Raw genomic sequence first — 24,218 nt, forward strand, 5'->3', positions numbered from 1 at the left:
CTTCCTATAGGGCGTGGAAGGGATGGAGAACAGGGGGCATGAGGCGCATCCGTCGGCGGGAGGGCGGCTGGAATGGATCGATGTCGCGCGTGGCATCGGGATCGTCGCCGTGGTGATTGGGCATGTGTGGATGCGCGGCGGGCTGCGCGATGCCATGTATAGCTTCCACATGCCGCTGTTCTTCCTGCTTTCCGGCCTGCTTTCGCGGCCGCAGCCGGCGGGACGCTTCACCCGTCGCCAGCTTCTCTCCCAGATGCGGCCTTATGCGGTTTTCCTCATCCTGTTGATCGTGGCGGACCAGCTCATCGAAAGGATGAAGGGAGGCAGGCCGATCTTCCACGACTGGCCGCTGGACCTGGTGCCGATCCTGCTGGGTGGTTCGTGGCTGCGGGGGCCGTTCACGATCTTCTGGTTCGTGCCCTGCCTGGTGCTGGCGCGTATCCTGTTCAATATGGCGCTCGTCCGCTGGCCCGATCCGCTTGATCGGCGTTGGGCGTTGCTGATGCTGCCGGTGCTGCTGATCGCCTATGGCGCGGGCCGGCTCACCAGCCTGTCGCCGATGGGCGTGTTGACCGTACCCATGGCGCTGGTCCTGCTCTGGCTAGGGGCGGCATGGCAGCTTGTACGCTGGCGAAGCTGGATGCTTCCGTTGCTGGTGCCGCTATCGCTGGCCGGGCTGATGACACTGATCCCGACGCTCAACATGAAGGCGGCTGATTATGGCTGGCCCTTTTTGTCCCTTGGCTCGGCCATGGCCACCAGCCTGCTGCTGTTCCGTCTTTCGGTGCGGATCGCGCCCTTTTCCGGTTGGATCGCTGCGATCGGCCGCGCATCGTTGGTCATCATGTATCTCCACGTCGCGGTGATCCACTATCTCTCGCCCTATGTGGCCAAGCCTTGGCTGCTGATGCAGGCGTTGCTGTTGCCGCTGGGCGCTTATTATCTGATCCGGTCCGTTCCCACCGCGCGACGCATTTTTCTTTAGGCTCAAGCCCATTCAGTGCAGGTGGCGCAGCTTGTCGGGATTGCGCATCACATAGATGCCAGTGATGTGCCCGTCCTGGATGTCGAGTGCCGTGGTCTGGAATTCGCCGTCCGCCTCCCGAGTGACGAAACCGGGAAGGCCGTTGATCAGGCCCACATGCACCAGCGTCGATCCATATTTGCCGAACAGCACGGCCAGCGCCTTGTGAACCTGCATCACCTGGCCGAAACCCAGCACGGGAACTATCGCCGCGGGACGCTTGCCGCCGCCGTCGCTGTGCAGGCTGACATCCTGGGCAAGCATGGCACCCAGCGCCGTCATGTCGCCGCTTCGCGAGGCGGCGAAGAAGGCTCCGGCGATCTCCAGCCCGCGCTGCCTTTCCACCTTGTAACGGGGCCTCGCCTCTCGCACATGGGTGCGTGCCCGGGCCGCCAGTTGGCGGCAGGCCGCCGCGTCGCGCTCGACCGTTGCGGCGATTTCCTCAAAGCCGACGCCGAAAACGTCGTGGAGCAGGAAAGCAGCCCGCTCCAGCGGCGACAATCGTTCCAGGGCCAACATCAGCGGCAGCGTGACGTCCTCTTCTTCCTCGGCCTCTTCCACCAACGGATCGGGCAGCCAGGGGCCAATATAGGTTTCACGCCTGTGCCGAGCAGATTTGAGCTGGTCCAGGCACAGCCGCGTGACCGTGCGGCGCAGGAACGCCTCCGGCTCGCGCACTGCCTCCCGGTCCGCGCTCATCCAACGGATGAAGGCCTCCTGCACCACATCCTCGGCATCCGACACCGAACCCAGCATGCGATAGGCGACGCGGACAAGTCGGGGACGCAGCGGATCGAAGCTCTCCGCCGCGTCCCCGTGCATCCCCGGCGCCATCACGCGGCCGCCTTGGCCGGTGTATCGTACCAGAGGCCGAAACCCACTGCGATGCGGTTCCAGCCGTTGATGATGTTGATCATCAGGGTCAGTTTCACCTGCTCCTCCTCCGAAAATTCGGCTGCCAGGGCCTTGTGGGCCGCTTCATGGCTGTGCCCTTCGGAGAGGCGCGTCAAGGCCTCGGTCCATTCCAGTGCGGCACGTTCGCGTGCCGTATAGCAAGGCGCCTCGCGCCAGGCGGAGAGCAGATAGATGCGCTGTTCGCTTTCGCCCTGCGCGCGGGCATCGGCGGTGTGCATGTTGAGGCAGTTGGCGCACTGGTTGATCTGCGACGCGCGGATCTTCACCAGTTCGGTGAGGCTGGGCTCAAGGCTGTCGTTAATGGCGTTGGAGGTCGCAAACCAGCTCTTCATAAGCTGGGGCGCGGCGGCAAAGGGATCTAGCTTGGCAGTCATGTCGGCACCTTTCTTTCTGGATTGTGCCTGTATGACGAGCCAGCTCCGGCTGGTGTGACATGGATGCGGAAAAAAACGCAGCTGATCACCGGGGCGACAGTCGCGTGCCTTTGGGGCTTCTGCTCAGACGAAAACGGCGCCCGCGGGGCGCCGTTTCCATATCCATATCCTGTCGAGGGTGGCGCTCAGCGCTTTTCGACGGGGACATAATCCCGCTGCGTCGGACCAGTGTAAAGCTGGCGCGGACGGCCGATCTTCTGCGCGGGATCGGAAATCATCTCGTTCCACTGAGCGACCCAGCCGACAGTGCGGGCAAGGGCGAAAAGCACGGTGAACATTTCGGTCGGGAAACCAATGGCCGAAAGGATCACGCCCGAATAGAAATCGACGTTGGGATAGAGCTTCTTTTCGATGAAATAAGGATCGTTGAGCGCGATATGCTCCAGTTCCTTGGCCACGTCGAAGATCGGATCGTCGACCCCCAGCTTGGCGAGAACCTCCTTTGCGGTCTTCTGCATCACCGTCGCGCGCGGATCGTAATTCTTGTAGACCCGGTGACCAAAGCCCATCAGGCGGAACGGATCGTCCTTGTTCTTGGCGCGGGCGATATATTCCGGAATGCGGTCCACAGTGCCGATCTCGCGCAGCATGTTGAGAGCGGCCTCGTTCGCACCGCCATGCGCCGGGCCCCACAGGCAGGCGATGCCGGCCGCGATGCATGCGAAGGGGTTGGCGCCCGACGAACCGGCGAGACGCACGGTCGATGTCGACGCATTCTGTTCATGATCGGCGTGCAGCGTGAAGATCTTGTCCATCGCGTCGACGACGACCGGATCGATCACATATTCTTCCGCCGGGACCGAGAAGGTCATGTTGAGGAAGTTGGCGGTGTAGCTGAGGTCGTTGCGCGGATAGACGAAGGGCTGACCAACCGAATATTTATAGGCCATGGCCGCGATCGTCGGCATCTTGGCGATCAGGCGATGGCTCGCGATCTTGCGCTGTTCCGGATCGTTGATGTCCGTCGAATCGTGGTAGAAGGCCGACAGCGCACCCACCACGCCGCACATGATCGCCATGGGGTGCGCATCGCGGCGGAAACCGCGGTAGAAGGTGGTGAGCTGTTCATGCACCATTGTGTGGCGCGTGATGGTGCGGGTGAAATCCTCCAGTGTCTTCTTCGACGGCAGTTCGCCGTTGAGCAGGAGGTAGGACACTTCCATGAAGCTCGACTGTTCGGCGAGCTGATCGATCGGATAGCCGCGATGGAGCAGCACGCCGGCATCGCCGTCAATATAGGTCAGCCCCGAATCGCAGCTCGCGGTCGAGGTGAAGCCGGGATCATAGGTGAACATGCCGGTGTTGGCGTAGAGCTTGCGAACGTCGATCACCTGCGGTCCGACCGTGCCGTTCAGAATGGCATAGTCCTTTGCATCGCCGCCGACGCTCAAAGTGGCATTGTTATCCGACATGGTGTTCTCCTGATACTTCAATTGGCCGATGCGTGCCTTGCAGCGGCCAATCGTTCCAAGCTCTCCGCCTTTCCCAGAAGGAAAAGGACGTCGAAAATTCCCGGCGAAACCGTGCGACCGGTCAGCGCCGCGCGCAATGGCTGCGCGACCTTTCCAAGCCCGAGGCCGGCATCCTCTGCCACGCGGCGAATGGCTTCTTCGATCGCTTCGACCGTCCAGGACTGGACGGGTGCAAGAGCGTCGGCTGTCTGTCCCAGCAGCACGCGCGCAGAATCGTCTAGCAGAGCAAGAGCCTTCTCGTCAAAATCCAGCGGGCCATTCTTGAACAGGAACTCGGCGCCTTCGGCAATTTCGTTAAGCGTCCTGGCCCGCGGCTTGAGCGAGGGCATGGCCTCTGTGAGCAGCTTCTCTCCACTCTCGGGCAGAGCCACGTTCAGCCTCGCCGCGACCCTGGGAGCAACCAGCGCGGCAAGGCGTGCATCGTCCGCCTCGCGCAGATAATGGCCATTCAGATTTTCGAGCTTCTTCATGTCGAAGCGAGAGGGCGAGCGGCCGACGCCTGTGATATCAAAGAGTTCCACGGCGCGTTCGCGAGAGATGATCTCCTCGTCGCCATGGCCCCAGCCCAGCCTCAACAGATAGTTGAGCACCGCCTCGGGGAGCATGCCCATCTCGTCGCGATAGGCGTCGACGCCCAGCGCACCATGTCGCTTCGACAGCTTTGCGCCGTCGGAACCGTGGATCAGCGGGATATGGGCGTAGACGGGTTCTTCCCAATTCATCGCCTTTATGATGCCTAGCTGGCGGAATGCATTGTTGAGGTGATCGTCACCGCGAATGACGTGGGTGACGCCCATATCATGATCGTCGACCACGACGGCCAGCATATAGGTGGGCGTCCCGTCCGACCGCAGCAGGATCATGTCGTCCAGTTCCGCATTCTGTACGACGACGCGGCCCTGCACGGCATCCTCGATCACCGTCTCGCCTTCGCGGGGCGCCTTCAGGCGGATGACGAAGGGCGCGCCTTCGGGCGCTTCCGAAGGATCGCGGTCGCGCCAGCGCCCGTCATAGCGCATAGGCTGCCTGGCGGCGCGCTGCTGTTCGCGCAGCTCGGCCAATTCCTCGGCGGTCGCATAGCAGCGATAGGCATGGCCTGCCGCAAGCATCTGGTTCGCCACTTCGGCATGGCGCGGCGCGCGTTCGAATTGGAAGACTGCTGGCTCATCCCCGCCCAGGCCGAGCCATTCCAGGCCATCGAAGATCGCAGCGACCGCCTCCTCCGTCGAACGGGTCCGGTCGGTATCCTCTATCCGCAGCAGGAACTTGCCGCCATGGTGGCGGGCGAACAGCCAGTTGAACAACGCGGTGCGCGCGCCGCCAATGTGAAGAAAACCAGTGGGCGAAGGCGCAAAACGGGTTACCACCTGCTTGTTCAATCCCGTAGAACTCACCGCTTCATTCCCTGACATTTGTCCAGATATCCACCCGGCCTATCCATGATCGCGACGCCCCCTAGCATGGCTTTCGAGCCACGACAAACCTCCGTTGCCACTTGGGTTGGAGGGAGGATGGCGCCGATCTGGCGCCCGCTGGAACTGTGGCTGGAGGAAGAGCGCGAACGGTTGCCGCTCTGGGTTCCCGTGGCCTTGGCGGCGGGCATAGCCACCTGGTTCGTTCTGCCCAACCGGCTGGATTGGCTTGCTTTCTGCTGCGTGATGCTGGGAGTCGCCTCCGCTGCGCTGCTTTTGCCATCGGGTGGCCGGACGCGGCAGGCGCTCATCGCTGGCAGCCTCCTGGCCTGCATGGGTTGCCTGCTGGTCTGGGGCAAGGCGATGTTGGTGGGATCGCCCCCGCTGGCCCGCCCTGTCATTGTTGCGCTGAAGGGAGAAGTCCAATCCGTTCAGAGATTGCCTGCTCAGCGCATGAGTCGGCTTTTGATCCGGCCGATCGGCATGCCGGCGCTGCCCGCCCTGATACGCATCAATCTTGACGAGTCTTCGACGCCGGCTGGACTGGGCGAGGGGGCCGTCGTGGCCGTCCGTACCAGGCTGATGCCGCCTGCGCCGCCCAGCTTGCCGGGCGGCTATGATTTTGCGCGCCGGGCCTATTTCGATGGTATCGGCGCAACCGGCCGTGCGCTGCCGCCCATCACGATCCTGCGACCCGCCACCACAGGTCCGCGCCTGAGAACGCGTTTGTTCGATCACATTCTGACGCGCGTTCCGGGCGAGGGGGCCGGCATTGCTGCTGCGCTGGCCACGGGTGATCAGGGTGCGATCATGCAAGCCGATGCGGAGGCGATGCGGCGGAGCGGCCTTGCGCATCTCCTGTCGATCAGCGGCCTGCATGTGACGGCACTGATCGGTGTGGTGATCTTTTTGCTGATGCGGCTGATGGCGCTCAGCCGCCGGGCAGCGCTTGATTGGCCGCTGATGCTCCTTGCGGCAGGCGGTGGAGCTTTGGCCGGCCTCGGTTATACGATCCTGACCAGTGCGTTATAGGAGTCAACACGCTAAAACCCTCAGAAATCCGTGGATCATGAAAATGTGCCCAGCGCCTTAGCCAGATATAATCATGCTCGCACCTAAGATGAGGCCAACCCCGTAGAACGCAGCAACGACCAAAAATAGAGAGGCGTTTCGTGACGGCTGGGTTCGCGCAATGGCGCTTTGATTGGCATGTTGCCTGATCGAAAGCCGAAAAGGAGACATGAGGCGAATGCCACCGCAAGAATGATCCCGATCACTTCCACTTAATTGGCTCCTGGCCTGTCAGTTTGGCGCTGCTGGCTATGTCGGGTTTGAAATGGCCTTTTCGTAATCGGCCACAAGCTGGTCGAACTTACGCTGCTCTTGACGAATTTGCCTTTTGCGCCAGTGGACGATGACCAGCATGGCGATTGCCATTAGGGCGCAAGTGGCTGCTAAATCAGGTGCCCCATCGCGGATCGCAAGCGCCGTATAAAAGAATAATATGAGCGCCAGCACCCACGCTGCGATGACGCAGAAGGTCGTGAGGCGCCAGTATAGAGGCGCTTCTGGTCGTCCGCTTTTGGGATCGAATGTGACTTTCTGTGTAAGGCTCCACATGGCCTGTGTTTGCCACAGAACACGGACACGGTGCCAGACCTGACTTTGTGGTCTTGTAGCCACTGGTGTTAACCATAACTTGCCTACCGGCGCCGAAGTGCCGACCGTGCGGTCCTGCATCGCTGCCCTGCTGGTGCTCGGAGGACTGGCGACGGGGCGGGATGCGATCACCCTCCGCCTGGTCGCGGCCGGTGCGCTGGTGGTGCTCGCCATATGGCCCGAAGCGTTGATGGGACCGAGTTTCCAGATGAGTTTCGCCGCCGTGGTCGCTCTGGTTTCACTGGGCGAGCATCCCGCTTTCCGACGCTTTGCAGCCGCGCGCGACGAGGCGGCATGGCGCCGGCTGGGGCGCAGTCTTGCGGGCATGTTGCTTACGGGTCTGGTGGTCGAACTGGTCCTCGCGCCGATCGCTCTGTTCCATTTTCACAAGGCGGGCATGCTGGGATCGGTCGCCAATCTGGTCGCCATACCCCTTACCACTCTGGTCGTCATGCCGCTGGAAGCGCTGGCCTTGCTGTTCGATCTGGGCGGGTGGGGCGCGCCCTTCTGGTGGCTTGCTGCGCGGGCGCTGGACCTGCTGCTGCTGGTGGCCCATGGCGTAGCATCCAGCCCATGGGCAGTGATGCTGACGCCCGCCCAATCCGGCGCTGTTTTCGGCCTCGTGATGCTCGGCATGCTGTGGTGCCTCCTATGGCGGAGTCACTGGCGCTGGGCGGGCCTGATGCCCGTTGCCGCAGGCGTGACCATGATCCTCGCAACCCCGATGCCTGGCATATTGATCAGCAGCGATGGCCGCCACGTCGCGGTTCGCACCGCAAGTGGCATGGCGATATTGCGGGCACGGGCTGGAAGTTACACACGCGACATGCTGGCGGAAAGCGCTGGTTACGGTGGCGCGTTGGAAGCATTGCCGGCGTTGCCCCAGGCACGTTGTTCGCTTGATCTCTGCGCCGTCCGCCTGATGGGCGGGGGACGGAAGTGGAACATTTTGCTCACCCGAAGCAATGTAAATATCGACCATGCGATATTGGCGCGGGATTGCGCCAATGCCGATATCGTCGTCAGTGACCGTAGACTGCCGGGCGCCTGCCGACCTCGCTGGTTGAAGGTGGACAGACGATTCCTCGCTCAGACCGGGGGGCTGGCCATCGATCTGGACCATGGTAGCGTGCGCAGCGCGAAAATGCGGAACGACGGGCATCCGTGGATTGCGCGACCTTCCCCTTGGCCGCGCCGGTCCGTACGCGGTCAGTTATAGCGTCGCAGCAGTCCGGCCAACTTGCCCTGAATGCGAACCTGACGCGGGTCGTAGATCTGCGGTTCATAGGCACTATTGGCAGGATCGAGTCTGACTTTGGGCCCTTCTCGCCGGAAATATTTGAGCGTCGCTTCATTTTCATCGATCAGAGCGACGACAATCTGCCCCTCCCGCGCGACTTCGGTGCGCTGGATAAGCGCGAAGTCGCCGTCGAGTATGCCTGCCTCGACCATGGAGTCCCCTGCGACTTCCAGCGCATAATGATCCCCGGTCCCAAGCAGTGCCGCGGGTACGGAGAGCATATTCTGTCCCTCCAATGCCTCTATCGGAACACCGGCCGCGATGCGGCCATGCAGGGGAATCTCCAATATGTCATTGGCGACGATCGGTGGTTTGCTCAAGGCAGGAGCAGTTGTCACCGGCGCCTTGGCAGGAACGACCAGCCTGGGCGCGCGATGCATGGCATCGGGCAGCTTGAGCACTTCAAGAGCGCGGGCACGATTGGGCAGGCGGCGGATGAAGCCGCGCTCCTCCAGCGCATTGATCAGGCGATGGATGCCGGATTTCGACCGCAGGTCCAGCGCTTCCTTCATCTCCTCGAAAGAAGGAGATACGCCTCCCTCTTCCAGCCGGATCTGGATGAAGCTCAGCAATTCCTGTTGCTTGGGTGTCAACATTTCGCCTGCCCTTCTTTGGAACGGATAGGGAACGCATAGGAAACGGAACGGGGCAAGTCAAGCGCCTAACGGTTCGCCGCGTTTATGGGAACGCGCGAGCAGCCGGGCCGTTTTCAAGCGTGCCTTCCCCGAAGAAGGTGAATAGGAGAGTAAGATGGCCAACCAGAACAACCAGGGCGGCGATCAACGTCGCGATCAGCAGGGCGGCGACCGTGCCAATCAGGGCGGACGCCAGCAACAGCAGGAAGACCAGCAGGGCCAAATGGGTGATGAGCGCCGTCAGGACAAGTCGCCCGGCAAGCAGCAGCGCTGAACAATCATCAGCTTTGCACTGGGAGGGGTCGCGTGGCGGCCCCTTTCCTTATGCAAGGGCCTTAGGCAAGGGGAAGCACCGTGACGGGATCGCCTGCCGCCGCCGGAGCGGAGCCTCCGGGGCGCAGGATGAGGCAGTCCGACATGGCCAGGGCGGCGGTGGCGGCGCTATCCTGCGACGTCACCGAAACGATGCCGGCTTCAGTGCGGAAGGCGCGAAGATAGTCGTCCCGTTCCCCCGTGGCGGGTAGTGGCGCTGCCAATGTCGCGACCGCGGTGCGCGGCAGGGGCGATGCCGCGCCCATCATGTGGCGGACCAGCGGCAGCAGGAACAGCGTCGCGGTTACGAAGGCTGATACCGGATTGCCGGGCAGGCCCAGGAAGATGGCGGAATCCAATGTCCCTGCCATCAGCGGCTTGCCCGGCCGCATGCGAATTTTCCAGAAATCGAGCGAGCCGCCAGCCTGGGCGAAGGCTGGACGGACGACATCATGGTCGCCGACCGACGCGCCGCCGGTCGAAACGATGATGTCGGCATCGGCATCGGCGGCGCGAGCAAAGGCCTGGGCCATGCCGGGCAGGTCATCTCGCACGATCCCCAGGTCGATGATGTCGCAGGGGAGGCTCGCAAGCAGGGCCGCCAGCATGGGTGCGTTAGATGACGGAAGCTGGCCTGGCTGCGTCGACGCGCCGGGCGGCACCAGTTCATTGCCGGTGGAGATCAACGCGACCCGCGCCCGGCGGGAAACGGGCAGTGCGCCATGCCCCGCCACTGCGGCAAGCGCGATCTGCGCGGGGCCAAGCGCGCTGCCGGCGGTCAGCAGGAGATCGTCCTTGCGGAAATCGGAGCCGGCCGAGCGGACATGGCGGCCCGCAGCCAGCGCCTCTTCGAGGCCGCGCAGCCTATTTCCTTCGCGGGCAGCATTTTCCTGGATCAATATGGCGTCTGCGCCCGGCGGCAAGGGCGCTCCGGTGAAGATGCGGCAAGCCTGGCCGGGCTCGATCGGCGGAGGAAGCGCCCCACCCGCCGCGCTTTCGGCAACCACCTGCCATGGCCCCGGCGATTCGGCGGCGCGAACGGCATAGCCGTCCATCGCAGAAAGGTCGGCCCAGGGCTGCTCGCGCAGTGCTGCGACATCTTCCATCAGCCAGCGTCCGGCGCAGGCGGCAACAGGCGCATGATCCGTCGGCAGCGGCCTTGCCAGCGCCATCAGGCGGTTCTGCGCCTCCGCAACGGGAAGCAGGCTCATACCGTGCCATCTTCCCTGGCTGTCCAGTCGCCGGACTTGCCGCCGCTCTTGGCCAGCAGGCGCACGTTGCTGATGATCATGCCCTTGTCCAGCGCCTTCGCCATGTCATAGACCGTCAGCAACGCGACCGATGCGGCGGTCAACGCCTCCATTTCCACGCCGGTCTGTCCGGCCGTCTTTGCGGTCGCCGTCACGGACACGCCGTTGCCGTCCAGGTCGAGGTCGACGCTGACGGAACTGAGCGCAATGGGGTGGCAGAGCGGGATCAGGTCGGAGGTCCGCTTGGCCGCCATGATACCGGCGACGCGGGCGACGGCCAGCACATCGCCCTTCTTCACCAAACCTTGCGCGATGGCCGCCGCCGCTTCGGCGCTCATGCTGATGCGGCCGCTCGCGACGGCCTTGCGCGCGGTTGTCGCCTTGGCGGAAACATCGACCATATGGGCCGATCCCTCCTCGTCCAGATGGGTGAGCTTGCTCATTGGCCGGTCAGCAGCTTGCGTGTGGCCGTTTCGACGTCCGCCTGTCTCATCAACGTTTCCCCCACCAGGAAGCAGCGGACGCCATGATCCGCCATGGCGATCAGGTCATCGTGGCTGCCGATACCACTTTCCGCGACGAAGGTGCAGCCTTCCGGAGCATAGCCGATCAATTCATATGTCCGGGCGAAATCGACGGTGAAGTCTCTAAGGTCGCGATTGTTGACGCCAATCAGGCGCGAGCGGAGTTTCATCGCCCGCTCCAGTTCCTGCGCGTCATGCACTTCGACCAGCGCGTCCATGCCCAGGCCTAACGCGGCGTCCTCTATCTCCGCCATCTGATTGTCGTCGAGCGCCGCGACGATGATCAGGATCGCGTCCGCCCCCAATGCGCGGCTTTCCAGCACCTGCCAGGGATCGATCATGAAATCCTTGCGCAGCACCGGCAGGGCGCAGGCGGCGCGGGCCGCGACCAGATAGTCGTCACGCCCCTGGAAAAAGGGCGCGTCGGTCAGCACTGACAGACAGGCTGCGCCGCCAGCCGCATAGGCGCGGGCATGGGCGGGGGGATCGAAGTCCGGGCGGATCAGGCCCTTGGACGGGCTGGCCTTCTTGACCTCGGCGATCAGGCCGAATCCGGAGCGGGCTGCGTCGTCCAGCGCCTTGCGAAAGCCGCGCGGCGGCGTCTGCTCGGCGGCGCGGGCGTGCAGCGCGGAAATGGCGGTTGCCGCCTTCCGGCTGGCGACCTCCTCTCGCTTCATATCGCAGATTTCGATCAGCTTGTTCGTCATTTATAGGCAATCCAGCAATTGAGAAGCGCATTGGCAAGGCCGCGATCGATGGTTTCGGCGGCTTCCTCCACGCCTTCGCGAAAATCGGATACGGCATCCGCCACGACAAGGGCGGCAGCAGCGTTCAGCAGTACCGCATCGCGATAGGGGCCGGCTTCGCCTTGCAACAGGGCGCGCAGGGCGGCAGCGTTAAAGGCGGGGTCGCCCCCCCGGATCGCATCGACCGGATGGGTGGAAAGGCCGAGTTCCGCAGCGGTGAGGCGACGCATCGCGACAAGGCTGCCGCCCTTCACCTCCGCCAGTACGTTGCCGCCGGCCAGCGACAATTCATCCAGTCCCTCGTCGCCGGAAACGATCATCGCGTGATCGACGCCCAGTTCCGCCAGCGCCTCTGCATAGACGGGGACATAGTCAGGGCGGGCGATGCCGACCAGCTGGCGGCGCACCCCTGCGGGATTGGCGAGCGGCCCCATCAGGTTGAAGATGGTGCGTTCCCCGATCGCCCTGCGAATGGGACCAAGCCGTTTGAGCGCGGGATGATAATTCTGCGCAAAAAGGAAGCAGATGCCAAGATCGGCCAGCGTTGCTTCTGCTGTCGTGGCTGCTCGCGCCAGGTCCAGGCCGAGCGCCTCCAGCGTATCGGCCGCGCCCGCCTTGGAGGAGGCTGCCCGGTTGCCATGCTTGGCCACGGGGACGCCGGCAGCGGCGACGACCAGCGACACCGCGGTCGAAACATTGAGGGTGTGATGCCCGTCACCGCCCGTGCCGCAGACATCGATCGTCCCCGCAGGCGCCGTGACCGGGATCATGCGCTTGCGCATGGCGCGGGCAGCGGCGGCGATTTCCGTTGCCGTCTCGCCCCGCCGGGCCATGGCGACAAGGAAACTGGCGATTTCCTCCTCCGGCAACTCGGCATCGAACAGCATGTCGAAAGCTGTTGCGGCCTGTTGCGCGTCGAGAGGCTCGCAAGGGTCGGGCAGGCGGGTCATGGTCGCTGCCTTAATCATGGGAAGGTGCCAGAGTCGAGATGGGATACGCGAAAGTCGCTATGGATGTGCAACAGAGTGGTACTGGGCGGTGCCATATCGCGCCGCCTAATTCCGGATTCGCAGGACTGACGGTGATCAATTTTCCGGCGTTGAGGAAGCAGGAGGACAGGCGGCCGGACTGCCGGGGAAAGCGGTTCAGCCCGCCACGCGTTCGCGGACCGGAATGCCGGCGATCCGCATGAAATTCGCCAGCATGTCGTGGCCATGTTCCGTGGCGATGCTTTCCGGGTGGAACTGCACCGAATGAATCGGCAGGTCACGGTGCCGGAATCCCATGACCGAACCGTCTTCGCTGGTGGCGTTGACGACAAGGCTTTCGGGAATGTTCTCGACGATCAGCGAATGATAGCGGGTGGCCGTAAAGGGCGAAGGCAGCCCCTGGAACAGCCCGGTGCCGTCATGCGTGACCGGCGATGTCTTTCCGTGCATCAGCCCGCCGCGCACGACCTGACCGCCGAAATGCTGGCCGATCGACTGATGGCCGAGGCACACCCCCAATAACGGCGCCCCGGCATCGGCGCAGGCGGCGACGAGATCAAGGCTGACGCCCGCCTCGTTGGGTGTACAGGGGCCCGGCGAGAGCAGAAATGCCTGCGCGCCGGTGGAAAGGGCCTGGCCGGCGGAAATGGCGTCGTTGCGGACGACCTCAACCTGCGCGCCCAGTTCCATGAGGTAGTGGACGAGGTTCCAGGTGAAGCTGTCATAATTGTCGATGACGAGGATCATCCCGCGGCTTTAGCGCCGGATCGGAGGCAGGGGAAGAGTCGGGATTCCGGATCGATGGGAGAACTGTCCTGGACCTGCGAACGGCGACGGCTTGATAAACCGGATGCGCCTCTCCATATAAGGCGTTGCCGGGTTCGCCCGGCTATGGTGATAAATCGTATCGTGCAATAGGCGCAGCGGACCCGGGGGCGGTACCCGGCGGCTCCACCACATTCCCCGGTTTTCGGGGCGCGTGACGGGGCCGAACTAGGATCGACGTGTGTTGAAAAGCGGTGCCTTTACCCGGCCTGAGTACGCCGTAAAAAGGTTCAAAACTCACAAGTGCCAACGATAACGAGGCTCTTGCTCTTGCTGCGTAATTGATGGCCTCACGGCCTGACATTACTCAAAAAGAACGCGGTTGAACCCACCGGGCAACAGAAGGGAATTCAGCGGCCTCCGGAGGGGCCGGGCAACAGAACCCTCCGGACCTTTTCTCCCCATCCATTTGACATGCTCGGGGCGCGGGGAGAGGGGCATTGTCCCCTGCCATGGCGGGTTCCGGCGAATTGCGCTTGGTGTTGAAGTTCACTGGCCCGCCCTATTTCTCGACCTTTATCTCGAACAATCTGGCCCAGTTCTTCCCCGTGACGAACAGACGGTCGGTCCTCGCATCATAGGCTATGCCATTGGCGACCGCCTCGCTGTCTCTGGCGCCGCTTGCCTGCAGAAGAGGGGCGATGTCGAGCCAGTCGATCACCGCGCCGGTGCGCGGATCAATCCGGGCGATATGGGTATCGTACCAGATATTGGCCCATATCTCGCCCTTCACATATTCCAGTTCATTGAGGCGGTCCACAGGACGGCCATTCCACGTCACGGTGATCCGGCGTTCCTCGGTCAGCCTTTCGGGGTCCAGAAAGCGAAGCTGCGCAGTGCCGTCGCTCATGATGAGGCTGTGCCCGTCCTGCGTCAGCCCCCAGCCTTCGCCCTCATAGCGGAACTGGGAAACCGGGGAAAAATCGCTCAGCTTCCACACGAAGCCCTGCCGATGCCGCCAGGTCAGGCTGATCAACCGGTCCTTCCAGTTGACGATGCCCTCTCCGAAATAGGGGCGGGGAATGATCCGGTGGGCCAGCGCCTTGCCGCTCTTGAGATCGACCTTCCGAATCTCTGACTCGCCCTCCAGGCCCGTGCTCTCATACAGGGCGCCATCATGGTAGAAGAGCCCCTCGGTAAAGGCGCCGGGATCGTGCGGATAGCTTCGGACGAGTTTCCAGCGCGTCTCCGCCTGCGCGGGAAAGATCAGCAGCCACGCGCCCAGCAGCGCGACGACAACGTGCCTCATTCGGCGGCCTGGTCCGCCATGGCCGCGGCAAGCCAGCCTGGCAGGGCGGCGGGATCCATATCCTCCATCCGCCGCAATTCGATGGAGAGGCCAAGATCGGCCAGCGCAGCCTTCTGCCGCTTCTCGTCGGCCTGTGCCATCGGCACCGCGACCAGGCGCCGGCTCACCTTGTTGCGATAATGCATGCGCGCGGTGTTTTCCTGCCCCACATAGCATCCCTTGTCATAATCCACGCCACTGAGTTCGCCGGCATTGGTTTCCAGCCAGAGGAGCTGGTCCTGACCGAGTTCGCCCGCGCCTTCGAATATGCCGAGCGACAATCTGTGCGCCCGGAATGCCGCGGATGCATCGCCTTCATCCGGCGCTGCGATCCAGCGGTGGCCGAGTTCCGACAGGCGCGGATCGAACGGCTTGCCGGGCGCTTCGAGAGCCCAGTGCACCGCCAGCGCATCCTCCGGCATGATTGCCACCTTGCGCCGCAACCGGTAGATCGTCAGTCGCTTCATCAGGGCATCCGCCTGAGCGCCCTCGCAATCGATGAGCACATCGTCACCCCCTGCCCAGAGGATGAAATCGAACAGCACCTTACCCTGCGGCGTCAGCAGTGCGGTCCAGCGCGGTTCCCCCTCTTTCAGTTTCAGGACGTCGCGGGTGAGCAGGCCCTGGAGGAAGCTTTTCGCATCCTCGCCGGAAATTCTGAGGAGGGCGCGGTCGGTAAGGGTGGTGCCGGTCATCGGCTTTAGGTAGGACAAACGCCCATCATATCCAAGCCCACCCCCAAGCTGGCGAGACCGACATGACTTTCGACCTCCTCCTGAAGAACGGAACCGTGCACACCCCTGGCGGCGCGGAAAGCGTGGATGTGGGCGTGAGCGGCGGCAGAATCGTCGCCATCGGCGCGTCCCTGGGCGATGCGGGCGAAGTGATCGACTGCGCAGGCCTGGACGTGCTGCCGGGCTGCATCGACAGTCAGGTCCATTTTCGCGAGCCCGGGCTGGAGCATAAGGAAGATCTGGAATCGGGCAGCCGCGCGGCAGTGCTGGGCGGCATCACCGCCGTGTTCGAGATGCCGAACACAAATCCCAACACCGACACTGCCGAGCGGGTACGGGACAAGCTGAATCGCGCCCATCATCGCATGTGGTGCGACCATGCCTTCTATGTCGGCGCCACCGCGGACAATGCCGAGCAGTTGAAGGAACTGGAGCGGATACCCGGCACCTCGGGGGTCAAGATCTTCATGGGTGCCTCCACCGGCAGCCTGCTGGTTGACGATGACGACGCATTGTCCCGTGTCCTCGCCAGCGGCACCCGACGCGTCGCCATCCATGCCGAGGACGAGGCACGGATGAACGCGCGCAAGGATCTGCGGGTGGAAGGCGATCCGTCGTCTCACCCCGTGTGGCGTGACGATGAAAGCGCGATGATCGCCACCAGGCGGATCATCGATCTTGCCCGCAAGGCGCGCCGTCGCATTCACATTCTGCATGTGACGACGCCCGCAGAACTGGAATATATCGGCCGAAACAAGGATATCGCAACCTGTGAAGTCACGCCCCAGCATCTAACCCTGGCGGCGGAGCATGCCTATCCGCGTCTTGGTACCTATGCGCAGATGAACCCCCCGATCCGCTCCGGCGCGCATCGCGACGGGTTGTGGCATTGGCTGAACCAGGGGGTGCCCGACGTTCTGGGCAGCGATCATGCGCCGCACACGATCGAGGAGAAGGCGAAATCCTATCCCGCCTCGCCCAGCGGCATGCCGGGCGTGCAGACGCTGGTCCCGCTGCTGCTCAATCACGTGGCGGAGGGGCGGCTGTCGCTCCGTCGCTTCATCGAACTGACTTCTTCGGGGCCGCAGCGCGTCTTCGGCCTGGTGGGCAAGGGCCGCATTGCGATCGGTTATGACGCCGATTTCACCGTGGTCGACCTGAAGAAGCGCTGGACGGTGGGTGGCGACTGGCTGTCCTCCCGCTGCAACTGGTCGCCCTTTGAGGGGATGGAACTGACCGGCAAGGCTGTCGGCACCATCATCCGCGGCCATCGCGTCATGTGGGAAGATGCACTGGCGAATGAGGCAGTGGGTGAGCCTGTCCGCTTCGAAGCGACCGAGTTCGCCTAAACCGATGCCAGGCGGTTGCGACGGGCGGCGCTCAGGCCGTCCGTCGCGAACACGACAAGGCTGAGCCAGATCAATCCGAAGCTAGCCATCTGTCCCATCGTCAGTTTTTCGCCGAACAGCAGGATGGCACACAGGAACTGGATGGAAGGCGCCAGATATTGCAACAGGCCAAGCGTCGCCATGGGCAATCGGTGCGCGGCGATCGCAAACAGGACCAAAGGAATGGTCGTAACTGCGCCAGCTGCGATCAGAAGGACGGTGGTCGGCATATCCTGTCCGAAGCTCGCGCCGCCGTGCATCGACAGCCAGAACAGATAGGCGACGGCCGGCGGCATCAGCAGAAAGGTCTCGACACCCAGTCCGACCATGGGGGCAACCGGCGTCATTTTCCGAATCAGTCCATAAAAGCCGAAGGAAAATGCCAGCGCCACGCTGATCCAGAGCGTCGTCAGCGCCGTTGCGGCCATGATGGCGACGCCGACCGCGGCGACCGCCACCGCCGCCAGTTGTCCCAGCCTCAGTCGCTCGCCGAGCAGCAGCATGCCCAGCCCGACGTTGACGAGCGGATTGAGGAAATAACCCAGGCTGGCGGCGATGACATGCCCCGCGTTCACCGCCCCGACATAGGTCAGCCAATTGATGCCGATCATGAGGGCTGATCCGGAAAGGGCGAAAAGGAGTCGCCGGTCGCGCAATATTGGCCCCAGCTCGCGAAGGTTCCGTCGCGCTAGCAACAGCGTCAGGATCAACAGCAGCGACCATAGGATGCGCTGGCAGACAATCTCCACCGCATTCACATGATGCAGCAGCCTGAAATAGATAGGCAGTAGTCCCCAGGCGCTATAGGCCGCTATGGCCGCGAGCAGGCCCTGCCGTACCGTCTGTTCGGATGGATCGGAACTATTCAGAGGATTCCTCCGCCCATGAACAGCCGCAGGGCGCCGAACGCCGCCACGATCAGGCAAAAATTACGTCCCCCGTTTTTCGTGGAGAACATGCCGACAAAGGCGCCGAACAACGCCATGGGCACCAGCAGCCAGTTGAGCGCCCCCAGCAGCGGAAAGACCGCCGGGATCATCAGGAGCAGGGTGATGAGGCCAATCAGGGCTGACAGGACGTTGAACATGGCCGTACAAATGGCGAGTGAGCAGGGCCGAAGCAAGGCAGGATACCGGGCCAGTTGACGCAGACTGGCCCGGCGCCCGGGGAAGTTCGTGATTCACCAAAAACCCTAACGAAAAATTAACCTCTGTTCTTCATGTCTTGTTTACGAAGGAGTGAAGCGATGGCGCCTGTTCGATCGTTCTGTGTTCTGGCGATGCTTGTCGCCCTGCCTCTGGCGGGCTGCGACAAGAAAAAGGATGATCTGAACGCGCTCGACGCCCAACTCACCAACAATGCGGTGGATGCGCTCGCCAATCAGATCGTGGTCGATCCCCGGCTTGCCGGCCGCTCCGATGCGGCCGCAAAACTGCCGGCGTTGAAGGGAGAGGCCGCGACTGCGCTGGCCGCCTCCGTGAAGCTGGCGGGCGGGACGCTGCTTGCCGCGCCCGCGCCTGCCCAAGGGCAGGCAAAGGAGTCAGAAGCCGCGCTGGCTGCCGTGGCCGCCGAACAGAAGAAGCCGGGCGGCAATGCCCTTTGTCGCGAGCAACTGATCCATGGCGCGCAATGGGCCAGCCGCCTGCCCGAACCCTTTGCCGTTTATCCCGGCGCGCAGCTCATGGAGGCTGCGGGTGCGGAAAAGGACGGTTGCACGCTGCGGGCGGCGACATTCGTCACGCCGGTGCCGTGGCAAAGCGTGATGGACTTCTATTATACCCAGGCTCGTCGCGCAGGCTTTGATGCCGAACACAGGGTGATGGGCGGCGACCATGTGCTGGGCGGCTCGCGCAAGGATGACGGCAGCGCCTTCCTGCTGCTGTTCACCCAGGCGCCGGGCGGCAAGACGAGCGTCGACCTGTTAGCGGATAACGGCCGCTAGGACCGTTGGGCACCGCACCCTGATCAGTTGCGCATAGCGGCGACCGTCCGCCCGATTTCAGGGCTTGCGCCGGAGGCCCAACAACCACGGCTTCACCCCGCGCGTCGGATGAGGCGTACCGTCAAGCCGCCTAGCGCGGATGATACGGATCGGCTTGATGATCATCTGCCCCCGCATCGGCCCCGATCCGCAGCAGGTCGGCACGGCAAGGATCCGCTTCACAACATCCATGCCGCCAACGACGTGGCCGAAAGCGGCATAGCCGATATAGTCGCCCCGCGCGTCCATGTTCGGCGTCGGCCCCACGGTGATGAAGAAATTGCCCATGGCGGAATTGGCGCGGTCGGGCCTCGCCATGGAAAGCGTGGCGTCGAGATGCCTGATCCCGGTCTGCGTCGTCGGCTCGTGCTTGATCGGCGGCAGTGAACGGCGGGCGTCGGTGTCGATCCCGCCCTGGATCAGCCCCAGCCCTGGATCGCTCTTGCGCCGCGCCGCGCGATAGAAGGTCACGCCGTCAAAGCGCCCGTCATCGACATAGGTGAGGAAATTGGCGGAGGTGACAGGTGCCCTCCGATCATCGGTCGCGACCACGATGGTGCCCATGGAGGTCTCTATCGCTACGCGGGTATGGCCGGGGGTTGGCCGGTTCGCGGTCAGCGCGAGGGCGGAACCGGAAGCCAGAGTGCCAAGAAGCGGGACAAGCGACAGGAGGGCAAAACGCAGGACAGCAGGGATCATCGACAGGCAAGCACGCTCAATGAAAGGAGTTTCGCCTTAGGCTAGAGCCTGTGCAGGCCCGGCGCAACCGGGTGACAAGCACCCGTTCCACACACTTCTTCGCAGAAGAAGGCGCCGCCATAAGTCAGTTCATTCGGCGCAAGCGATCCTGACCGTGCAAAACAGCTAATCAGATTTCGTTGGAGTCCAGGTTCGTCTTTGCCGGATGCCACATATTCGGATTTCCTGTCGTGGGGCATGCGCCGACGCCCGCCACCAGCATGTCGAGCGTATCGGCATAAATCTCTTCCACCAGCAATTCCGCTTCGGGATCGCGGTCGTGTCTGATCAGCACGTCAAGCATCAACAGGTTCATTGCGATGAGCCGATGCTGCACCAGTCGCGGTGGAACGTCCGGCATGGCTCTTTCGATCAGCAGGAGCAGCTCTACCGTCACGGGCGTCAAGCTCATGGCCTGGCCGCGCAGGGCAATGGCGGGTTCGAATTGCAGGACCTGCCGCAGGAAGGAGGCATAGCTGTGTTGGCCCCGCTCGTCCTGCTGTTCGAGAAGGGGGCGAAACAGGCAATCGAGCAGAATGCGCAGATCAGCTTCCCTGCCTTTGACGCGCGCCGCTGCCAGCAGGGCGCTGCGACGCGCATCGATTGCCGGGAGCCGCCTTGTATAGATCGCGTTCACCAACCCGTCGCGTCCGCCGAAATGATATTGAACCGAGGCCGGGTTCGACAGGCCTGCAGCGGCGCTGATCTCTCGAAGCGACACGGCGTCGAGGCCGTGCTCGCCCCATAAACGCTCCGCCACATCGACGATAACGGCGCGCGACTTGGGTCGCTTCACGGGGACAGCGGCAGGGCTCATGGCATTTCACCATATCCGCTTGCGCGCCCACGTCCAGTTTAATACACTTGTTATAATTATGGCGAGGCGGTTGGAAATGCCGCATCTGCTGGTCCGAAAAAATTCACGGGAGGTGCCGCATGAAATTGATGTTCACATCATTGGTTCTGTCGCTTGCCGCGTCTGCCTTGGCTGCCGAGCCGCACATAACGCTTCCGATTCCGGACGGGACATTCACTGGCACGGTCGGGCGGACGTTCCGGGAATCGTCACCCGCATCGCTTCCCAAGCCCGTCGCGGCACCCAAAGGGGCGCCCAATATCATCGTCATCATGCTCGACGATGCCGGTTTCGGCCAATATGCGACTTTTGGCGGCGCGGTGCCTTCGCCCGCGATGGATCGGCTGGCCGCCGAGGGCTTGCGCTTCAATCGCTTCCATACGGCGGGTATCTGCTCGCCCACGCGCGCCGCGCTTCTGACGGGGCGCAATCCGCATAATGCGGGGGTTGGCATCGTCACCGAACTAGCGACCGGCTATGACGGCTATACGGGCATCATTCCGCAGAGTACCGTGCCTGTTGCCCGCATTCTTCGCGACAATGGCTATGCCACCGCCATGTTCGGAAAGAACCACAACACGCCGCCTGCCGAGGCCGGGCCTGCGGGGCCCTTCAATCACTGGCCGGGCGGCTTTGGCTTCGATTATTTCTATGGGTTCAACGCCTGGGGCACCAGTCAGCATCAGCCGTTGCTGTTCGAGAATAACCGGCCCGTGCCGCCTGTGCGCGACCCGGACTATCACCTCACCCATGATCTTGCGGATCGCGCCATCGGCTGGATCAGGAGCGTGAAGGCCGCCAGCCCAGACCGGCCCTATTTCCTCTATCTTGCCCCCGGTGCGACGCATGCGCCGCACCATGCGCCGAAGGCATGGATCGATCGCTTCAAGGGTCAGTTCGACAAGGGCTGGGACGCGTATCGGACCGCCGCCTTTGCAAGGCAGAAGGCGCTTGGCGTAGTGCCGAAGGATGCCAAGCTGACCCCGCGTCCGGCGGAAATTCCTGCATGGGACAGCCTGCCAGCCGAAACGCAGCGCATCTTCGCTCGTCAGATGGAGGTGTTCGCCGGATTTGCCGCCCATACCGATGCGGAGGTGGGCCGGCTGATCGATGCCGTCCATGCGATGCCAGGGGGTGAGAACACGCTGATCGTCTATATTGCGGGCGACAATGGCGCGAGCGCGGAGGGCGGGGCGAATGGTACGCTGAACGAACTGGGGCCGGCAAACGGGCTGGAAGAGAAGGTGACGACCGCCGAACTGGCGGACCTGGGCGGTCCGGCCTATAACAACAATTATCCCGCCGGCTGGGCGTGGGCGGTCAATACGCCTTTTCGCTATTACAAACAGGTGGTGTCGCATCTTGGCGCGGTGCGCAATCCCATGGTCATGTCGTGGCCCGCGCGCATTGCCGACAAGGGTGCGCTCAGAAGCCAGTTCACCGATGTGACGGACATTGCGCCAACGCTTCTTGCCGCTGCAGGCGTTAGGGCGCCAACCAGCGTCGACGGCATTGCCCAGAAGCCGCTGGACGGCGTCAACCTGCTCCCAGTGGCGACGGAGCCCCATGCGCCCGAGGTGCGGCAGCGCCAATATTTCGAGGTGTTCGGCAATCGCGCCATCTATGATCACGGCTGGATGGCATCGGCCCGGCTTGCAAACCCGTGGGAAGCCAACCGTGCCATGCTGGATCCCGATAAGGTCCATTGGGAACTTTACGACCTGGATCACGACTTTACCCAGGCCCATGATCTTGCCGCTCGCTATCCCGAACGACTCGAGCAGTACAGGAAACTGTGGTGGGAGGAAGCGAAGCGCAACAATGTGCTGCCGCTCGACTGGCGGGCAGGGGAAAGGCTCGCCAGCCGCCCACCGGATTCGCGGACCCATTTCGAACTGTATCCCGGTACGATCGGCATTCCCGAAACGATCGCGCCCAATATCCGCAACCGGTCATGGACCATCGCGGCGGACGGCAGCTTCACTGCGCGTGACAACGGCATGCTCATCACCCAGGGAGGCATGACGGGGGGCTGGGCCTTCTATCTGCGCGATGGACGGCCCGCTTTCGATTATAATCTTGGATTGGCGGCGCATTACCGCATCGTCGCGCAATCTCCGATTGCCGCAGGTACGAAGTCGCTGGTGGCGCGGTTTGATTATGAGGGCGCCCCGCAGGTCAGGGGCGGCGGGGGCGTGCTGACCCTGCTCGCCGACGGGCAGGTCGTGGCGACCGGCCATCTCCCCCGGACACTTCCAGGGATTTTCTCGCTTAATGAAGGTCTCGATGTGGGGACGGATTATGGATCGCCTGTCGGAGACTATCCGTTTCCGTCCGACTTCACCGGGATGTTGAGCGATGTTCGGATCGACCTGCGCTGATGCCGGGTTTTCGGACTCGGCGAGGGCGTTTTCTACGCTGATGGAGAAAATCTGTCGGTTCGGCGCGAGCGGTAAAACAAAAAAATGAAGCACCAAAAAGGAAAGGCGGCAGCTTCATCGCTGCCGCCTTCTTGATTCTCGTTTAGCAGCTTGAATTGCGGTCGATGGCGCGGCCGGCCAGCGCGCCGGCGCCAGCGCCGATGATGGTGCCGGGAGCCCGATCACCGCGAGTGTCGACCGCGCGGCCCAGCAAAGCCCCGGCGACACCGCCCAGCAGCAGGCCCGTCGTACCGCCCGACTTGCGGCAACGATAGCCGCGGTCATCGCGATAGGAGCGGTAGTCGCGATAATCGCGGCGGTCGGAATAGCGGACCCGCTCGTGACGGTCATAGCGGTGCCAGCCGTCGTCGCGGGCGAAGGACGTCGCCGGCACCGCTGCGGAAAGCGTCGCGGCAGCAGCTGCGATGGCGAGCATGGTTTTGCGAATGGTCATGACTGGTCTCCTCTTACCTTGTCGTTGACCCGCTTATTCCACGCGGCACATGCGCCGATCCTGAACCGCTTTGTTATCAACGGTTAAGCTGAACGGAACTGGCCGTGCCGTGTCGATAAAGCAGGTTAAGCGCGAACGCGCCGCGGCCTTTCGGAATGGATATCGACCGGAAATCCCACCTTGCCGTCTTCAATAGAGGAGGTCGGCATGCAGAACGGACAGCGCAGCGAATCGTCCCAGGACCCGGCGGAGAAGGACACGACGACTCATCGCCGCCGGAAAGAGATTTTCCCGGCGGCGATGAGGATCGCGCCGACGGTGGAACCTAGAGCGCATAGAAGGCCGAGGATAACGACGCCAATCCCTTGGCACCACCGTCAATATTCAAGCCGGGAGCTCGTCGAAGGGATGGAAGCAGCCTTATCGCTTGCTGCTTCTCAAGCCGCGATCAACTCGAAAGCAGCGGGTAACGCATGCGCCAATCATCCAGCAAGGCCTCGATCGCGGCGATCTCCTGGAATGAGCCAGTCGGCGCGGCAGACCAGTTGCAATGGGGATGCGTGGTACGGCTATAGAGGCGGATCGGCCCCACCAGCCTGCGCCAGTGATGCTTGCTGCGTCCATGATCGCGGACCAGCCGGGCAATGATCATGTCGACAAGTTTGTCAGTCGTCATTTTCTTTCCCCTCGGCACAGGGCCATTGCCCGGGCAGTTCCAGATAGGCCTCCAGCTCCCGCCAATGCCGGTCCCATCCTGGGCCGCGCCGTCCTTCCGGCACATGCGCCTCCACCATGCGTCTGGCTCGTGCCACGACATTGTCGCTGGGCGCGCGCAGACGGGCGAGAATGTCCCGGATACCGC

General features: G+C 63.1%; 26 protein-coding genes, 1 other RNA gene and 1 pseudogene (1 of these 28 cut by a window edge). 8 read left to right on the forward strand and 20 right to left on the reverse strand.

Annotated features, from left to right (window positions below):
• Positions 1-22 precede the first annotated feature (22 nt).
• Complete coding sequence (locus ACN9MX_RS19510) at positions 23-985, forward strand: acyltransferase family protein (RefSeq protein WP_363830382.1); 963 nt, start codon at positions 23-25, stop codon at positions 983-985.
• A gap of 12 nt (positions 986-997) precedes the next feature.
• Here the strand turns inward: ACN9MX_RS19510 and ACN9MX_RS19515 are convergent, their stop codons facing one another.
• The 4 genes from ACN9MX_RS19515 to gltX all read right to left on the reverse strand — a co-directional run bounded on the left by ACN9MX_RS19515 (position 998) and on the right by gltX (position 5,257).
• On the reverse strand, positions 998-1,858 hold the full coding sequence (locus tag ACN9MX_RS19515) for a sigma-70 family RNA polymerase sigma factor (RefSeq protein WP_363830385.1): 861 nt from the start codon (positions 1,856-1,858) through the stop codon (positions 998-1,000).
• Complete coding sequence (locus ACN9MX_RS19520; RefSeq protein WP_363830387.1) at positions 1,858-2,313, reverse strand: carboxymuconolactone decarboxylase family protein; 456 nt, start codon at positions 2,311-2,313, stop codon at positions 1,858-1,860. The genes ACN9MX_RS19515 and ACN9MX_RS19520 overlap by 1 nt, the downstream gene beginning before the upstream one ends.
• A 185-nt stretch (positions 2,314-2,498) precedes the next feature.
• On the reverse strand, positions 2,499-3,785 hold the full coding sequence (locus ACN9MX_RS19525) for a citrate synthase (protein WP_133654114.1): 1,287 nt from the start codon (positions 3,783-3,785) through the stop codon (positions 2,499-2,501).
• Positions 3,786-3,802: 17 nt separating this feature from the next.
• The gene (gltX, locus tag ACN9MX_RS19530; protein WP_363830390.1) at positions 3,803-5,257 is read right to left on the reverse strand and encodes a glutamate--tRNA ligase; all 1,455 of its coding nucleotides are present in this window, start codon (positions 5,255-5,257) and stop codon (positions 3,803-3,805) included.
• Positions 5,258-5,356: 99 nt separating this feature from the next.
• Here gltX and ACN9MX_RS19535 point away from each other — a divergent pair, with 99 nt between their 5' ends.
• Positions 5,357-6,289 carry a ComEC/Rec2 family competence protein gene (locus ACN9MX_RS19535; RefSeq protein WP_363830393.1) on the forward strand — a complete coding sequence of 311 codons (933 nt, stop codon included), beginning with the start codon at positions 5,357-5,359 and terminating at the stop codon, positions 6,287-6,289.
• A gap of 288 nt (positions 6,290-6,577) precedes the next feature.
• Here ACN9MX_RS19535 and ACN9MX_RS19540 read toward each other — a convergent pair whose 3' ends face one another.
• The gene (locus tag ACN9MX_RS19540) at positions 6,578-6,997 is read right to left on the reverse strand and encodes a hypothetical protein (protein ID WP_363830395.1); all 420 of its coding nucleotides are present in this window, start codon (positions 6,995-6,997) and stop codon (positions 6,578-6,580) included.
• Here ACN9MX_RS19540 and ACN9MX_RS19545 point away from each other — a divergent pair.
• Positions 6,927-8,135 (forward strand): annotated as a pseudogene (locus ACN9MX_RS19545) (ComEC/Rec2 family competence protein); the annotation flags it as partial. The gene ACN9MX_RS19540 and the pseudogene ACN9MX_RS19545 overlap by 71 nt on opposite strands.
• On the opposite strand, the gene lexA reads toward ACN9MX_RS19545, so the two are convergent.
• Complete coding sequence (gene lexA, locus ACN9MX_RS19550) at positions 8,126-8,812, reverse strand: transcriptional repressor LexA (RefSeq protein ID WP_133654116.1); 687 nt, start codon at positions 8,810-8,812, stop codon at positions 8,126-8,128. The pseudogene ACN9MX_RS19545 and the gene lexA sit on opposite strands and share 10 nt — an antisense overlap.
• Positions 8,813-8,966: 154 nt before the next feature.
• Here lexA and ACN9MX_RS19555 point away from each other — a divergent pair, with 154 nt between their 5' ends.
• Positions 8,967-9,125, forward strand: a complete 159-nt coding sequence (locus ACN9MX_RS19555; RefSeq protein ID WP_363830397.1) for a hypothetical protein — start codon at positions 8,967-8,969, stop codon at positions 9,123-9,125.
• Between the two features lie 61 nt (positions 9,126-9,186).
• Here ACN9MX_RS19555 and glp read toward each other — a convergent pair whose 3' ends face one another.
• The 5 genes from glp to ACN9MX_RS19580 form a co-directional block, all read right to left on the reverse strand.
• A complete protein-coding gene (gene glp, locus ACN9MX_RS19560) occupies positions 9,187-10,374 on the reverse strand; it encodes a molybdopterin molybdotransferase MoeA (RefSeq protein ID WP_363830399.1) in 1,188 nt (395 codons plus the stop codon).
• Complete coding sequence (gene moaC / locus ACN9MX_RS19565) at positions 10,371-10,856, reverse strand: cyclic pyranopterin monophosphate synthase MoaC (RefSeq protein WP_133654120.1); 486 nt, start codon at positions 10,854-10,856, stop codon at positions 10,371-10,373. The genes glp and moaC overlap by 4 nt, the downstream gene beginning before the upstream one ends.
• The gene (gene trpC, locus ACN9MX_RS19570) at positions 10,853-11,644 is read right to left on the reverse strand and encodes an indole-3-glycerol phosphate synthase TrpC (RefSeq protein WP_363830402.1); all 792 of its coding nucleotides are present in this window, start codon (positions 11,642-11,644) and stop codon (positions 10,853-10,855) included. The genes moaC and trpC overlap by 4 nt, the downstream gene beginning before the upstream one ends.
• Complete coding sequence (gene trpD, locus ACN9MX_RS19575; RefSeq protein ID WP_363830404.1) at positions 11,641-12,633, reverse strand: anthranilate phosphoribosyltransferase; 993 nt, start codon at positions 12,631-12,633, stop codon at positions 11,641-11,643. Before trpD ends, trpC begins: the two co-directional genes overlap by 4 nt.
• Before the next feature lie 195 nt (positions 12,634-12,828).
• Positions 12,829-13,419 (reverse strand): anthranilate synthase component II, encoded by a 591-nt coding sequence (locus ACN9MX_RS19580; protein WP_363756415.1) that lies wholly within the window; start codon positions 13,417-13,419, stop codon positions 12,829-12,831.
• Between the two features lie 87 nt (positions 13,420-13,506).
• On the opposite strand from ACN9MX_RS19580, the gene ssrA reads away from it, so the two are divergent.
• Positions 13,507-13,850: a transfer-messenger RNA gene (gene ssrA, locus ACN9MX_RS19585) on the forward strand.
• Between the two features lie 149 nt (positions 13,851-13,999).
• Here ssrA and ACN9MX_RS19590 read toward each other — a convergent pair.
• Positions 14,000-14,746 (reverse strand): glutaminyl-peptide cyclotransferase, encoded by a 747-nt coding sequence (locus tag ACN9MX_RS19590; RefSeq protein ID WP_363830407.1) that lies wholly within the window; start codon positions 14,744-14,746, stop codon positions 14,000-14,002.
• Positions 14,743-15,480, reverse strand: a complete 738-nt coding sequence (locus ACN9MX_RS19595) for a YgfZ/GcvT domain-containing protein (protein WP_363830464.1) — start codon at positions 15,478-15,480, stop codon at positions 14,743-14,745. The genes ACN9MX_RS19590 and ACN9MX_RS19595 overlap by 4 nt, the downstream gene beginning before the upstream one ends.
• 62 nt (positions 15,481-15,542) lie before the next feature.
• Here ACN9MX_RS19595 and ACN9MX_RS19600 point away from each other — a divergent pair, with 62 nt between their 5' ends.
• Entirely contained in the window at positions 15,543-16,868 is a 1,326-nt protein-coding gene (locus ACN9MX_RS19600; protein WP_363830409.1) for a dihydroorotase, read from the forward strand.
• Here the strand turns inward: ACN9MX_RS19600 and rarD are convergent.
• Positions 16,865-17,734, reverse strand: a complete 870-nt coding sequence (gene rarD / locus ACN9MX_RS19605; protein WP_426387738.1) for an EamA family transporter RarD — start codon at positions 17,732-17,734, stop codon at positions 16,865-16,867. The genes ACN9MX_RS19600 and rarD overlap by 4 nt on opposite strands.
• A 38-nt stretch (positions 17,735-17,772) precedes the next feature.
• Positions 17,773-17,994: a hypothetical protein gene (locus ACN9MX_RS19610; protein ID WP_133654126.1), complete on the reverse strand. Its 222-nt coding sequence runs from the start codon at positions 17,992-17,994 to the stop codon at positions 17,773-17,775.
• A 159-nt stretch (positions 17,995-18,153) separates the two neighbouring features.
• Here ACN9MX_RS19610 and ACN9MX_RS19615 point away from each other — a divergent pair, with 159 nt between their 5' ends.
• Complete coding sequence (locus ACN9MX_RS19615) at positions 18,154-18,849, forward strand: hypothetical protein (RefSeq protein WP_363830411.1); 696 nt, start codon at positions 18,154-18,156, stop codon at positions 18,847-18,849.
• A 57-nt stretch (positions 18,850-18,906) separates the two neighbouring features.
• On the opposite strand, the gene ACN9MX_RS19620 is transcribed toward ACN9MX_RS19615, so the two are convergent.
• Both ACN9MX_RS19620 and ACN9MX_RS19625 read right to left on the reverse strand, forming a co-directional pair.
• Complete coding sequence (locus ACN9MX_RS19620; protein ID WP_414714655.1) at positions 18,907-19,587, reverse strand: peptidylprolyl isomerase; 681 nt, start codon at positions 19,585-19,587, stop codon at positions 18,907-18,909.
• 169 nt (positions 19,588-19,756) lie between these two features.
• Positions 19,757-20,443 carry a TetR/AcrR family transcriptional regulator gene (locus tag ACN9MX_RS19625; protein ID WP_363830414.1) on the reverse strand — a complete coding sequence of 229 codons (687 nt, stop codon included), beginning with the start codon at positions 20,441-20,443 and terminating at the stop codon, positions 19,757-19,759.
• Between the two features lie 119 nt (positions 20,444-20,562).
• Between ACN9MX_RS19625 and ACN9MX_RS19630 the strand changes: the two genes are divergently transcribed.
• Positions 20,563-22,863, forward strand: coding sequence for an arylsulfatase (locus tag ACN9MX_RS19630; RefSeq protein WP_363830417.1), 2,301 nt, complete (start codon positions 20,563-20,565; stop codon positions 22,861-22,863).
• Positions 22,864-23,005: 142 nt separating this feature from the next.
• Here the strand turns inward: ACN9MX_RS19630 and ACN9MX_RS19635 are convergent, their stop codons facing one another.
• The 3 genes from ACN9MX_RS19635 to ACN9MX_RS19645 all read right to left on the reverse strand — a co-directional run.
• On the reverse strand, positions 23,006-23,356 hold the full coding sequence (locus ACN9MX_RS19635; protein WP_363830420.1) for a glycine zipper 2TM domain-containing protein: 351 nt from the start codon (positions 23,354-23,356) through the stop codon (positions 23,006-23,008).
• 448 nt (positions 23,357-23,804) lie between these two features.
• On the reverse strand, positions 23,805-24,032 hold the full coding sequence (locus tag ACN9MX_RS19640) for a hypothetical protein (RefSeq protein ID WP_363830422.1): 228 nt from the start codon (positions 24,030-24,032) through the stop codon (positions 23,805-23,807).
• Positions 24,022-24,218 carry the 3' portion of a hypothetical protein gene (locus ACN9MX_RS19645; protein WP_133654132.1) on the reverse strand. 7 nt of this gene lie beyond the right edge of the window, so only the last 197 of its 204 coding nucleotides appear in the window; its start codon lies off the right edge, out of view — the gene reads right to left on this strand; its stop codon occupies positions 24,022-24,024. Before ACN9MX_RS19645 ends, ACN9MX_RS19640 begins: the two co-directional genes overlap by 11 nt.

The sequence above is a fragment of the Sphingobium sp. R-21 genome (assembly GCF_049913335.1).
GTDB lineage: Bacteria > Pseudomonadota > Alphaproteobacteria > Sphingomonadales > Sphingomonadaceae > Sphingobium.